The organism is Methylocaldum sp. RMAD-M, from assembly GCF_017832375.1.
Lineage (GTDB): Bacteria > Pseudomonadota > Gammaproteobacteria > Methylococcales > Methylococcaceae > Methylocaldum.
Map to the genome: position 1 here is coordinate 14,685 of NZ_JAFIBZ010000033.1, position 14,738 is coordinate 29,422.

The window sequence follows — 14,738 nt, forward strand, 5'->3', positions numbered from 1 at the left end:
TCCGTTTTAAATCGCCGGATTGCAATTCCGATTACTTAGAGTCCGTATCCCAACATCGCCCTAGTGTTCACCGGTTTCGTCGCCAACTGCTGGTATTAGCTTGGGCTGTCCTTTCAAAGTCAGATCATCGTTACATCAAACTGCAACAATAACACTATCAAATTTGTAACAATTCCTCTTTATAGTGTCGAAGCTTCACCAATATATTCCGCCCTTAAAAACTGGACTGGCGCTTGGTGAAAACATCTATATACAAAGAAACCGTTTTTTTACAAGAGTGTCAGTATGAGCCATATCGAAAATCGTACGCTTAACTTCACTCCGAAGTTATTTGCCAATTGGGCTCACGTCGCCCGTTCTGACTCGGTTTCGAGTTTTATCCGCGGAATTCTTTTGATTCTGTCAGGAACTCTGTTCCTTCAGTATTCAATGCTCGCAAATGCCGATATGCGCCCGCCGACGCCCGGTATCGAGGCGCTCGATATCGAGCGGAAGGCGGACGAAATCCAGGCCGGCTACATCGGCGAATTCCGAAAGATGACCTTGACCCTGATCAATGCGGAAGGCCAGGAATCCCAGAGGAAATTGGATTTCTGGGGGCATGAGGAACCGGATAGGCACGACAAGACACTCGTAAGGTTCTCTTTTCCGCCGGATATCAAGGATACCGCTCTGCTTACCTATGAAAAGGGCGCCGAAGACGACGATCAATGGCTGTACTTGCCGGCACTCAAGCGGGCCAAGCGGATTGCATCCTCCAACAAAAGCGGCTCTTTCATGGGGTCTGAATTTGCCTATGAAGATCTCGTAGTCCGTCAATTCGAAAAGTACAACTTCAAGTATCTCGGTGACGATACGGTTGATGGAAAAGACTGCTATGTCATGGAGCGGACGCCGAAAAACTCAAACTCGGGATATTCGAAGATTATTAGATGGCGCTATAAGGACAATTTGCAAGAGGCAAAAAGCCAGTATTTCGATCGAAAAGGGGAGCTTATCAAAGAGCGTTTCCTTGAGGGGCATCACCAAGTTGAGGGAATCTGGCGCTCCAAAAAAATTACGGTCAGAAACGTTCAAACCAAGAAAGCATCAACGCTTAGCTTTGACGAAATCAAGCTGAAAATTCCCACCGATGCGAGCATGTTTACGGTTCGGGGGCTTGAATCGCCGCGTTGAAATAAAGGTTGGGCATTTCCATAGACCGGAAAACAAATATAGTCGTACTCAGGTGGGTGTTAGTTACCTAATGATTGGATCGCTTTTCCTTGTTCTTATCTAAGATAACTTGGTATCCGCCGAAACCCTTAGACCGGGAATAAACTTAACAAAAAATCATCGGATAGCTGAAACTCCATTTTACTCGAAAAGGACTATGCCAGTTCGCTAGGCATTTTCGGGAAGTGCAAGTCTTGAATCTAATTAGGGGCATTCTTGTTAAAGCTGCTGATAACTGCTTTGGGGTTTTATTTGATGTTGTCACCGGAATTTGGGTTTTGTGAGGACGAAACCAGTTCAGAAGGTCTATCCGGGGTCGGTTCTTGGATGGAAAAGCTGAATATTGCCGGCAGCTTCGATTACGAGACTTATCAGTATCCTGAAACGCCTCTTTTTCCTGGGCAGATCGAGCAGAATCACGCATTACGACTCGACTTTCGATCGGAAGTAAGTATTGGAGAAAACTGGCGCGCCGCTATAGCGCCGTTTGCTCGCTATGACTTCATGGATGATCGACAAAATACTATTCGCCTCAACGAAGCGTGGGTCGAATACAGCACAGAAAACTGGGATTTTAGGATTGGAAATCAGATTTTCACCTGGGGCCAGATGGAGAGCGTAAACCGAATAGACGTACTCAATCCTAGGGATTTTCGGGACGATGTGATCGAGCCGAGCAAAATCGGTATACCTGCGGCTCTATTCCGTTGGAAATTCGATAACAGCGATATCAGTGCGTATTCGATTCCCTACTACATTCCCGACAGCTTTCCGGGGCCGGATAACTTCTACAGTCTCAGTGGCGGTGCTCCGATTCGCGAACCGGCGGAACGATTCGAGGACCAGTGGGCGATCCGCTACTTCTATGCAGGCGACGGCTTCGATTTTGCCTTGAGTTGGGCGAACGTCATCGAAAGGCTGCCGATTTTCGATATGAACGAGGCGGGGACGAAGTTGATCGGGACCCCCTACAAATCCAACCGCCTCGGTTTTGAATTCACCAAAGTTATCGAGAGCCTGATCGTCAAGGGAGAGGGATTCTATCGCTTTCCCGAGACCGAACTGCTTGCGCCGGGATTCTTTTACACCGCGGGGTTGGAATACACCTTTCCCGCGATTGTCGGCCTATCCGATTTGACGCTGTTTACCGAATATTTCGGGAAAGTCGGTGATGGGCAAGTCAGATTCCAGATACTCGAGAACAGCCTTTTCACCGGTTTTCGTTTGACGGTCAACGACCTGGCCCGCCAGGAGTTCGAGGTCGGGGCCATAAACAATTTCAAGCCGGCCGGCACCTGGCTCGTGCGAGCCCGATATGCCCGTGACATCGTCGAGCAGCTCCGGTTCGAGGTGACGTATACGGACTCTTTCGGGTTTTTCGTTTTCCCGGATCAGGACGAAGACGGTGACGGCGCCTTTCGGGTGCGGCTGAGATACAGTTTTTAATTCAATTTTCGGCGGGATGCTATGCGTGAGAAGAAACTGGTAACGGCTTACGCCAACTGGGTCATCAGGAACCGGATCTGGGTGATCGTGGCGAGCCTTGCCGTGATCGTCTTTCTGGGCGGGTTTCTGGGAAGGCTGTCCTTCGACTCGAACTATCGCATCTGGTTCGACGAGGAGGACCCTTATCTAAAAAGCTACGATCTTTTCGTCAAGGAGTTCGGCCACGATGATATGTTCGTCGTGGCGTTCGAAGAGCCGCAGGGGATTCTTCAGCCGAAGCCCCTCGAAACCATCCAGCGTCTTACCGACAAATTCTGGCACGTAGCCGGCGTGATCCGGGTGGATTCGCTTTCCAACTTCCAGGCGTTGCGGGGCGATGCCGAAGGCTTCAGCGCCGAGGCCCTGTTCCCGAGCGACAAGCCGGTCACCCCGGAGCGCATCGCGGCAGCCCGGAGTTATATCGACCAGGACCCGCTGGTGACCGGTTCTCTGATCTCCCCGGATCGGAAAGTCGGCATCATTCGAGCGCGCATCGCGCCGGTCGCCGTGACGCCCGAGTTGCCGGCGAAGGTCTACAACCAGTTGATGCAAATCCTGGACGAGGAGAAAGCCCGGAGCGGCTACGAGTTTTACCTAGCCGGCGGTCCCATCACCGACCAGGCTTTCGACCAGGTGGCGCAGAAGGATATGGGATTCCTGGTCCCGCTGTTGCTGGTCATTCTGGGTGTGGTGTGGTTCATCCTGTTCCGCTCGATCCTCGGAGTCCTGCTGTCCCTCGGCATCTCTCTCCTGAGCGTGATCGGCGCCATGGGCCTTACCGGACTCGTGGGCCATAAACTGAACGTGGTCACCACCACGACGCCGCAGTTGCTCATCGGTATCGCCGTGGCGGGCTGCGTCCATATGGCGGCGATGTTCGTCAAAGCCAAGCGCAACGGTCTGAATTCCAGGGACGCCGTCAAGGAGTCGCTGCGGATCAATCTGAGCGCGATCGTCATGACCTCGGTCACGACGGCGATCGGTTTCTTCTCCTTTTATTTAACGGCCACCATCATTCCTCTCAAGCTGTTCGGTTTCGAGGCCGGTTGCGGCACTTTGCTGATTCTGTTCCTGACTCTGACCCTGCTGCCGGCGCTGTTGAGTTTCTTCCCGGAAAAGACGCCGCGTCCCGTCTTCGATTCCGAGTGGTTCAAGGGTTTTCTGGATCGGCTGCGTTGGGCGTCCATACACCGCAGCAGGCAGGTGGTCCTGGGCTGGCTCGTCTTCATCGGCATCTTTGCGGCTTTCCTGCCGATGCTCACGGTCGATTCCAATCCGGTGTCCTATTTCCGCTCCAGCTTCTGGTTCGCCGAATCGGTCCATTTCCTGGAGGAGAAGGGCTCGGGCGGGGCGGTGTACGAACTGGTCGTACGCGGCAAGGGCCCGGATTCCATCAAGACCGTGGAGTATATGCGCGACCTGGATGCCTTCACGCAGTACCTGGCCAAGGAAGCGCCGGGCGGGCTGAGCAACGTCTACTCCCTGTCCACCGTGCTGCGCAATGTCAATCGCGCCCTGCACGAGGACGACCCCAGTTTCCATACCCTTCCCGATGACAACGATTCGATCGCCCAATATTTGTTCCTCTACAGCCTCTCGGTGCCGGTGGGTCAGGACATCAACGACCGTTTCAACGTCGATTATTCCGCGAGCCGCGTGACGGTGATCCGCGCCCTGGTCCCGACCCGCGCCAGCCGCGAAAACATGGACATCATCAGCGACTGGGCGGCCAAGAATCTCAAGAACGTAAAGGTCGAGTTCACCGGCCGCGACGTGTTGTACACCAACATGGGCAACAATGTCTCGGACAGCCTCATCAGTTCATTCGCCGTGTCGGTGGTAGGGGTGACCGTTCTCATCGGCCTGCTGTTCCGTTCCTGGCTGCTGGGCCTCGCCAGCACGCTGCCCAATTTTCTGCCTGTCCTCGTTGCCCTGGGGTTCATGGGCATGGCCGGCATCTACCTGGACATCGGCACCATCATGGTGGCGAGCATCGGTTACGGTATCGCCGTCGACGACACCATCCATTTCTTCAGCCATTACCGGGAGGCGCGGCGGGCCGGGCACACCGCGCGCGAGGCGATCGGGGAGGCGTTCTCCGACGTGGGCATTTCCATCACCTTCACCACGGCGGTGCTGGTTCTGGCGTTCTGCGTGTTTCTGTTCGGCGATTTCATGCCGAACGTTTACAAGGGCTTGCTGGTGGGCTTGTTCCTGGTCGTCGCCCTGGCGGCCGACCTGTCCATCACGCCGGCCGTCCTGTCCCTGATCGATAAGCCGCGCCGTCTCCTAGCCCGCATTTCTCACACCCCTCCTACTGCGGACGCCGATCCACTCGCTGTGGCGCACCGTACTCCCTCGCGCCGGCTCGACGTAGAGTCGGCTACGCCTTCGCCGCCGCTCGGTCCGTGCGGCACGCCACAGCGGCGTCTCGACGACCTCGCGACGAAGGGGTGCGAGAAATCCGGGCTAGCCGGGGCGAGCGAAAGCGACCCGGGGATGGGCGGCCATGGCCACCCCGTTCCTTCCGCCGCCGACGTCGCCGGGCGCAGCGAGTTCACTGCCCTGGATGCCGACTATGCCGGAACAGGGCACCCGCCGGTCGCTGGTGCCGGAGGGGGCACCGTGTTCACCGCGAGTCCAGCCGGGCGCATGGGTGAAAACTCGAATTGACGCTGTCGGAGAAGCCTTATGTCCAAGCCACTCATCGAACTGTTCACCGGCCGGCCTGCCGACAAGGCGGCCTTGATCGAGCCCCGTCCCGCTCCGGGAACGCTATGCCCGGAGGAAAACCTGGCCTACATCTTGTTGCGCGCCGCGGCCACCGATCGCGGGGTTGTCTTCGTCCGGGACGAGCGTCACGAGACTCGCTTCTCGTACCAGGCCATTGCAGAGCAGGCGCGGATGCGGCTCGGCGCCTTGCGGGCCCTGGGGCTCAGGCGAGGCGATCCGGTCATGCTGATGTTCCGGGAAAGCCACGACTTCGTGGTGACCTTCTGGGCGGCCGTGATGGGCGGCATCATTCCCGCGCCGCTGGCCTATCCGCCATCGCTCACGGACGACAATGCGGTTCTCATGAAGCTGAAGGCGATCTGGAAACAGCTGGACCGACCGCTGTTGTTGTCCGATGCCTATATGGCGGAGCAGCAGTCCGTGCTGCGGCAGGCTCTGGGGGAAAACTCGATTCGTATCGAGGCGGTTACGGACCTTGCGGAACCCTCTACGCTCGCGGATCCGGATCTCGCCCGGCCCGATGACCTGGCATTCATACAGTACAGTTCCGGCAGCACGGGGACCCCCAAGGGCGTGATGGTGAGTCACGCCAATCTGATCACCAATCTGGAGGGCATCATCTTCGGAGCCGAACACGGTCCGGGCGACGCCTTCCTGAGCTGGATGCCGTACCACCACGACATGGGGCTCATCGGTTTCCATTTCGTTCCCATGGCCCTGGGGATCGAGCAGGTGAACCTGACCCCGTTCACCTTCGTTCGCAAACCCACGCTATGGATGGAAAAAATCAGCGAGCACCGCTCGACAGTAACGGGGTCTCCCAATTTCGGCTACCGCCATCTGCTCGGCAAACTGAAACCGGACCACCTGAAGCGCTGGGATTTGTCGTGCCTCAGAAACATTTATAACGGCGCGGAACCGATTGCCGCTGCGGTCATCGAGGAATTCATGACGACCCTGGGCCCGTGCGGGCTCAGGCCCGAGGCCATGTACCCGGTGTACGGCATGGCCGAGGCGAGTCTGGCGGTGACCTTCCCTCCGCCCGGAACGCTTCCGCGGGTGCACTGGCTGGATCGCCAGGAATTGGCGCAGGGGCGGGTGGCAGGCGCCGAGCCCCATGGCGAAAACTCCATCGCGGTCGTTGACGAAGGCTACCCTGTGCCGGGCTGCGGGATCCGCATCGTGGACGGCGACGGGCAGGTGCTTCCGGAAGGCCGGGTCGGCCGCATCCATATCTGCGGCCGCAATGTGACCGGAGGTTATTACAACAACCCTTCCGCGAATGCCGAGACATTTCACGACGGGTGGCTGGATACGGGCGACCTCGGTTTCATGATCGACGGGCGCCTGTGCATCAGCGGACGGGCCAAGGACATTATCTTCATCAACGGGCAGAATTTTTATGCCCACGACATCGAAGCGCAGGCGGAAACGGTTAACGGCGTAGACCCCGGAAAGACCATCGCCTGCGGTTGGCAGGACCCCGACTCGGGCGAGGAGAAAACGGCGATCTTCCTCGCGATACGCAACCCGGACAGTCCCGATGGGCGGGCCGTCATGGCCGAGGTATGGCAAAGGGTCAACCAGGTGCTTAACGTCGCGCTGGATTACGTCGTACCGGTCAAAGCCATTCCCAAGACCACGAGCGGAAAGCTCCAGCGTTACAAGCTCTTGGAGGAGTTCCAGCGGGGCGACTACGACGCCGTACGCCATTGCGGCGTCGACCTGGTGAGCGGTGCGCTCGAATCGACCGTTTCCGGCACCGAAAATTTGACGGATCTGGTCCGGGAGGTCTGGGCGGACGTGCTCGGCCTTCCGGCCGCTAGGATCAATCCGGACCAAGCCTTTCGTTCGTTGGGCGGCACGTCCATAAAGGCGGTGCAGATTTTGGGGCGGCTGGAAGACCGGCTGAACCGGCCTTTGGACCATGAACTGCTGCTGCGTTGTCACACCGTCCGTCAGATGGCGGACTGGCTGGGTGGACGGCCCGGCTCCGCCGTGGCGGCCAGCGCGTCGGACACCGGCGACGCGCAGGAAGACGCGATCGCGATCATCGGCACGGCCTGCCGGTTTCCGGGGAGCAATTCGCCGGAGGAATATTGGGAACTTCTGAGCCAGGGCCGGGAAGCCATCGGCGCCGTGCCCGCGGACCGTTTCGCGCTGCCGCAAGGCGGGCGGGAGGACTGGTGGCGCGGCGGCTTCGTGCGCGACGTCTACGCCTTCGACGCAGAGTTCTTCGGCATCAGCCCCGAAGAAGCCACCGACATGGACCCGCAGCAGCGTTTGTTCCTGGAGGTGGCCGCCGAGACCCTGGAGCGCGCCGGCTACTCCAGGCCGGCTCTGGATGGCGCCGACGTCGGTTTGTTCATCGGCGCGAGCCACAACAATCACATGGAATTCCTGGTCAACGCCTTGTGCGGCGACGCCCTGGAGAGCTTCGCCAGTCTGCGTCGCCTGCCGCCCAGCGAACGCGACGAACTGCTCAAGGAGTGGCAATCCCGCTTCGGGCGGTTCTCGCTGCACGTGAATACGGCGGTGGACAATCTGCTCAACATGATCGCGGCGCGTGTCTCCCATACCTTCAACTGGAAAGGTCCCAGTTTCACCATCGACAGCGCCTGTTCCTCGTCACTGGTCGCGGTGCATCTGGCATGCCAGAGCTTGCGCCAGGGCGAATGCTCGATGGCGGTTGCCGGCGGCGTGAGCCTCACCCTGAGCCATTTGCCGTTCCTGTTGTTCCAGCGCGCCGGCGCGCTGTCGGCTAGCGGTCGGTGCCGCGTCTTCGATGCTTCGGCCGACGGATTCGTGCTGGGCGAAGGCGCCGGTGCGGTGTTGCTCAAACCGCTGTCCCGCGCGCTGGCGGACGGCGACCCGGTACTGGCGGTGATTCGCGGCTCGGCGGTGAATAACGACGGGCAATCCCTTGGGGTCATGGCGCCCAACCCGGACGGCCAGCGCCAGGTCATCGATGCCGTATACCGCCAGTTCAAGATCGATCCCGCTTCCATACAGTTCGTCGAAGCCCATGGCACCGGTACTCCGCTGGGAGACCCGAGCGAGATCCGCGCCCTGACCCAGGCCTTCGGAGGCATGGCCCGGCAGAGTTGCGCGATCGGATCGGTCAAGGCGAACATCGGGCATCTGCTCAGCGCCGCGGGAATCGCCAGTTTGATCAAGGTCGTGCTGGCCTTGCAGCATCGGCAGATGCCGGGAAACATCAATCTGAACGAGCCCAGCCGGCAAATCGACTTTGCCAAGACGCCATTCCTGCCCCTGACCTCGACCCGCGTGTGGACAGTACCCGAAGGTGTCGCCCGGCGGGCGGCCATCAATTCCTTCGGTTTCGGGGGCACCAACTGCCATCTGGTGGTGGAGGAAGGCGTGGCGCGCGAGAAGCCGAAAGGCGTCTGGCCCTATCATCTGTTATTGCTCTCGGCGCGGAATCGATCCGCCCTGAATCGCACGAGCGAGCATCTCGCCGCCTACCTGGAGCGCAGGCCCGCACTGGATCCCGCCGACGTCTGCGCCACCTTGAACAGCCGACGCAATCACTACGCGTGCAGGGATGCCCTGGTCGTCGAATCGCTCGGCGAGCTCGCCAACGGGCTCAAGGGGCTGGAGAAACGCCAGCCCACGGAAACGGAATCGCCTCCGCCGATCGCGATGATGTTTACCGGCCAGGGCTCGCAGTATCCGGGTATGGCCGCCCAGCTTTACGAACTCTGGCCGCGCTTCCGGCGGGCCATGGATGAGGCCGCGGCGGCCTTCGATCCGTGGCTGGAAGCGCCTTTGTTGACCGCGATCTATCACCCCGAGGCCAATCCGGAGCAACTGGCGCGAACCGAAATCACGCAGCCGGCGATGTTTGCCGCCGACTACGCCCTGGGCCGCGCCTTGCTGGAGCTGGGTGTGCGGCCGGCCGCATTGATCGGGCACAGCGTCGGCGAGTACGTGGCGGCTTGCCTGGCCGGCGCCGTGGATTTGGCCGACGCCGCCAAGGTCATTGCCGCGCGCGGCCGACTCATGTCCGAGTTGCCGGGGCAGGGCGGGATGCTGGCGGTATTCGCGAGGGCCGATGAGCTGTCGGCGCATCTAGAGGACTATCGCGGACGCGTATGGTTTGCGGCCAACAACGGATCGCACCAGGTCGTGGCCGGCCATCGGGATGCCGTGGCCGAACTCGCCCGCATACTCGAAATCGAAGGGCGCCGCGTCAAGCCCCTGCGAGTGTCCCACGCGTTTCACACGCCGCTCCTGGAGCCCATGCTCGAACCGTTCTCCAAGGTGCTGGCCGAAGTGGAATGGCATGCGCCGCGGCTGCCCATCATTTCCAATATCACCGGCGATTGGCTCGGGGCCAACGGTCCCGACGCCAATTACTGGCTGCGGCATGTTCTTGAACCCGTCCGTTTCGAGCAGGGCATACGTGCCGCTTATGCCGGCGGCATTCGCACCTTCGTCGAATGCGGTCCGGACAGCGTTCTGACCCATTTGGTCGCCACCGTGCTGGCCGGGGAGCGCGTGACCTTGGCGGCCTTGTTGGATCGTCGCCGGGAAAATGCCAGAACCTTCTTGGATGCCCTGGGCACTCTCTACACGGCGGGGGTTAACCTGGATTGGCGCATGCTCGGCGAGGATTTTCCGGGACGGCGCATACCTCTCCCGGCGTATCCGTTCGAACGAAAAGTCTACCGTCTGCCTCCCTTGCCGCCGGCCGAATCGCAAGGCCAGGCATTGCTGCATCGCTGGGAATGGCCTCAAACGCCGCGAGGCGACTCCGTCCCGCTGCCGCCCGGTGCCCTATTGGTGTTTGCGGGCGAGGGGCAAGCGGCCTGGCTCGCGGCTCTGCGCATCCGTGTGGGGCCGGACCGCCCGCTTCTGGTGGTGCGGCCGGGGGCCGGCTTCTCGGCGGACGGCGGGAATTTCACGGTCAATCATTTGGATGCGGGCGACTACCGGCAGTTATGGCAATCGGTGCTGGCAGACTACGGCGCCCCCGCTGCGGTGGTCCATGCCTGGAATGCGGATTTGACGGGCGCGCCGCGAGACGATGAGGCTGCCCTGCACTCCGGCCTCTTCAGCTTGACGTTCCTGGCTCAGGCGATGCACGAGCCGAGTCCCATAAAACCGTGCCGGATACTCTGGTTGACCCGGCGCGCTCATGTTCTGGACAGCCTGGAGCCGGCACCCGATCCGTACCAGTTGCTCGGGATTACATTCGCCCTAGGATTGGGGGAGGAGAATGAACATCTCGTCGTGAAGGCGGCCGATCTGGATACCGCGCCGGCGGCTCCGGATGTGGACGTCGATACCATTCTTGCGGAACTGGGAACGGCGGAATTCGGCGGGGAGATACTTGCGATTCGCCGTTCTCTGCGCTTCCAGCGCCGTTTCGGCGCGGTCTACAACGAAACCGGCGTTTCGGAACCGCTGCTCAAGGACGGCGATACCTGCCTGATCACCGGCGGGATCGCCGGGATCGGAGCCGAAACCGCCCTTGCCTTGGCGCGATCGGCCCGGATAAACCTGGTCCTCACCGGACGGAGGCCTTTGCCTGCGCGGCAGGAGTGGGACGCCCTGCCGGCCGATCATCCCGATGCCCCGCGCGTGGCGCTGATCCGCCAGCTCGAATCCTTGGGCGCAACGGTGGATTACCATGCGGCCGACGCCGCCGATTCCGAAGCGATGACGAAAGCCATAAGGCGCCTTAGGGAACGCTTCGGCCGGCTGGACGGCATCATCCACTCCGCGGGAGTGGTCGACCGCAACGTTCTCCGCGCCACCGACAAGAGCGTCGAATCAATACGCTCGGTGTTGGCTCCGAAAGTCAAGGGCAGTTGGCTGCTTCATCAACTGACGGCCGACCAACCGTTGAAATTTTTCATCCTGTATTCGTCCATCGCCGCCACCTGTCCGCTGTGGGCGGCCAGCCTGACCGATTACGCCGCCGCCAACGCCTTCCTGGACGGTTTCGCGGAATGGCGAAACCGTTCCGGGGCGAAAGGCCGCACCTTGGCGCTCAACTGGTCGCTCTGGGACGAGAAGGGCATGGGTCGCGACGCCGGCCTGATGGCGCTGGTCCGCAGCAAGGGCTTGCGCGCCCTGGTTCCGGAAACCGCCTGTGCAGCCTTGTCGCGCGCGCTCGCTATTCCCGGCGCCTCGGTGGTGCACGTCATCGATTTCGAGGCGGAGGCGGAAAGCCCGGCGCCAGCTGCGGCGCCAGCGGCACATTCCCCGGCACCCGAGCCCATCGAGCCGGCTCCGCGCGCCGCCCTGGCGGTGCAGGCCGCCGACTGGCTGGAGCTGGTACGCCAGCTCACAGGCGCTTATGTGAACGTAGCAGCGGAACAGATCGATTCGGGCCGCAAGTTTCATGAACTGGGTGTCGACTCGAAGGGGGCCGTCGAAATCGCGGAGAAGCTGGCAGCGATCCTGCGTCAGCATGTCACGCCGACTCTGTTGTTCGAGTTCCAGTCACCGCTGGACCTGGCGCGCCATCTGGAAAACCAGCACGGCCCGGAGTTCCTTGCCCGGTCGCAGGAGCCTGGCCCCGCTCGGACCATAACCATTACGACCACTGCCGCATCCCGCTCCGACCGTCGCACCGATGACCGCATCGCCATCGTCGGCATGAGTTTGCGGGTGCCCGGTTCTGCCAGCTCCGACGAATACTGGAACATGCTGGCGGAAGGGCGGTGCGAAATACGCGAGGTGCCGCGGGACCGCTGGTCTCCCGAGGATTATTTCGATGCCGTGAACCGCCATACCCACGGTAGTTACTCGAAGTGGGGCGGTTTCCTGGAACGTGCGCACGAATTCGATCCGCAGTTCTTCGGTATTTCGCCGCGCGAAGCCAAGGCCATGGACCCGCAGCAGCGGATTTTCATGGAAGTGGCTTACGAAGCGCTGCAACAATCGGGTTACGCCGGCGAAGGGCGTGCCGAGCGCCTCGGCGTGTTCGTCGGATGCGAGCAGAACTATTACGCGGAACATTTCATCAACCAGCAGCGTTATTGCCGGTTGCGCGACCGGATCAGGAGCACCGACTGGTACCGTCAACTTCCGATGGGGGCACGCGCCGATTGGGACGACGCGCTCCGTGAGGTTTTGCAGCCCGCGGAACTCCTGTCCGACGCCATAGCGGGCAACGGGCTGAACGAGATCGCCTGCCGTTTGAGCCATTGGCTGAACGTGCGCGGCCCGAGCCTGATCGTCAACACGGCTTGTTCCGCCGCCCTGGTGGCCACGCATCTCGCCTGCCAGAGCCTGCGCTCCGGCGAGTCGCGCATCGCCGTGGCCGGGGGGGCTTATCTGAACATGGGCTCCACCCCCTTCGTTTTTCTGAGCCGTGTCAACGCCATGTCGCCCGACGGCCGGTGTTATCCGTTCGACCGCCGTGCCAACGGTATGGTCCTGGGCGAAGGCGTCGCCGCCCTGGTACTCAAATCGCTGGCCGACGCCATGGCGGACGGCGACTACATCCACGGCGTGATCCTGGGCTCGGCGATGAACAACGACGGACATTCCTCCGGCCTGACGGCGCCCAACCCGGCCGGTCAAGCGGAGTGCATCGCCCGCGCCTACCGTGAATCCCGGGTCGACCCCGCCACGGTCTCCTATGTGGAATGCCACGGCACCGGCACATCCCTGGGCGATCCGGTCGAAGTGGAAGGCATGACCAAAGGCTTCCGCCAGTTCACCGACCGGCGCGGATACTGCGGCATCGGCTCGGTGAAATCCTCCATCGGCCACATGCTGTCCGCCGCGGGAATCCCCAGCGTCATCAAGGTACTCTTGGCGATGCGGCACGACTATCTGCCGCCCACCGTCAATTACAGCGAGCCCAATCCTTACATCGATTTCGACGCTTCGCCATTCTACGTCGTGGACAGCCACGGCCGGCCGTGGACCGGGAACGGACAGCCGCGGCGGGCCGGTGTCAATGCCTTCGGTTTCGGGGGGACTAATTGCCACTTGATTCTGGAGGAGCCTCCCCGCGCCGTGGATCAGCCTACCGGCATGGACCGGGTTCCGCTTTCCGATCCGCAACTCCTGTATCTGACGGCGCGCACGGAGAGCGCTCTGCGCGCCTACGCCAAGGCACTGCATGCGCATCTCGAGGAAAACCCATCCATTTCCGCCGAGCAGGTTGCCTGTTCACTCAATGGCGCCCAAAGGGAAATGAATTTCCGCGCTGCGGCGGTGGTACGTGGACGGGAAGATCTCTTGGCGGTCCTGGCCTCCGTGGCCGGATCGGGCAAGCACGACCGGCTTCTCTCGGGGCGCGCAAATCCGAAGCAGCCGCCCGCGATGGCATGGGTGTTCGACGATTGCCCGTGGCCGGAGGGAACCGCGGATACGCTGGCGCGACGGTATTCGGTCTTTGCCGACGCCTGGACCGATTTCCGGGCTGTACTTCCTCCCGGACACGAAACCGTGCCGCGCCTGCAGGCGGCGGCGGAACAGTACGCACTGGGTCGACTGCTGCGAGAGCTGGAGTTGGTTCCCGCCGGCCTTTGGGCCGAGGGAGCCTTGAGCCCGGTCGCCGCCGCGGTAGCGGGCTGGCTAAGTCCGGCCTCGGCCGCAGCCTTGCTGAACGGGGGCGATGCGGTTCCTGAGAACGGTGCCGGCGATCAAATCTGGCGAATTCCAATTCACACGATCGACGGAAAGATCTCCGTGGACAATCCGGAATGGGCGATTCAGTTGCGCTCCGCTGCGAGAAATCCATCCGATACCGTACAGCCTCCAGCGGATGCACGCTTACGAACCGTGCTTCTGGGGGGCAAAGGCGGCGAGGGGGCAGGAATTGTACGGATGATCGGGGCGACGCCGGGCGACGAGAGTTTGTTGACCGCACTGGCGCGGCTGTACATCGAGGGCTTGAGATTGGATACGCGCCCCCTGTGTTCTCCCGTGCTTACCCGCGTATTGCTGCCGGCTTATCCCTTCGAGAGGAAGGAATTCCTCTACGACCCGCCTCCGGTGGACGTGGAAGCGACCGCCGACATCGCGGCCGCGCCGGAGCCGGCAGTCGCGCATTCTCAGGGCACAACTGCGAGCAAGGAGCCTCAGCAGAATATAGCCACCGCCCTCCTTGACGAATTGAACCGGATCATCCTTCCCCGGGAGCCTTTGAACGAGCATTCCTGAGAGCGTGCGAATAAACCGTCTGCGCCACCCGCCATCGCCTTTTATGTGCTCGCCGTACTCCCTTGTACGAGTGGGCTTCTTGGACGACGGCGGGCGGCTCGCGACGGTTTCTTCGCAAGCTCCGAGAACGGAAAAAATGACGAATACGCTGA

At 61.1% G+C, this 14,738-nt stretch carries 4 protein-coding genes; all 4 read left to right on the top strand.

Features of this window, described 5'->3' with window-relative positions:
- Positions 1 to 537 precede the first annotated feature (537 nt).
- The 4 genes from JOD69_RS21145 (at position 538) to JOD69_RS21160 (ending at position 14,586) form a co-directional block, all read left to right on the top strand.
- On the top strand, positions 538 to 1,176 hold the full coding sequence (locus tag JOD69_RS21145; protein ID WP_166642483.1) for an outer membrane lipoprotein-sorting protein: 639 nt from the start codon (positions 538 to 540) through the stop codon (positions 1,174 to 1,176).
- A gap of 366 nt (positions 1,177 to 1,542) precedes the next feature.
- Complete coding sequence (locus JOD69_RS21150) at positions 1,543 to 2,661, top strand: DUF1302 family protein (RefSeq protein WP_086133277.1); 1,119 nt, start codon at positions 1,543 to 1,545, stop codon at positions 2,659 to 2,661.
- Between the two features lie 21 nt (positions 2,662 to 2,682).
- Positions 2,683 to 5,373, top strand: a complete 2,691-nt coding sequence (locus JOD69_RS21155) for an efflux RND transporter permease subunit (RefSeq protein WP_086133276.1) — start codon at positions 2,683 to 2,685, stop codon at positions 5,371 to 5,373.
- Between the two features lie 18 nt (positions 5,374 to 5,391).
- The gene (locus JOD69_RS21160) at positions 5,392 to 14,586 is read left to right on the top strand and encodes a type I polyketide synthase (RefSeq protein WP_086133275.1); all 9,195 of its coding nucleotides are present in this window, start codon (positions 5,392 to 5,394) and stop codon (positions 14,584 to 14,586) included.
- The last annotated feature ends 152 nt before the right edge of the window (positions 14,587 to 14,738 follow it).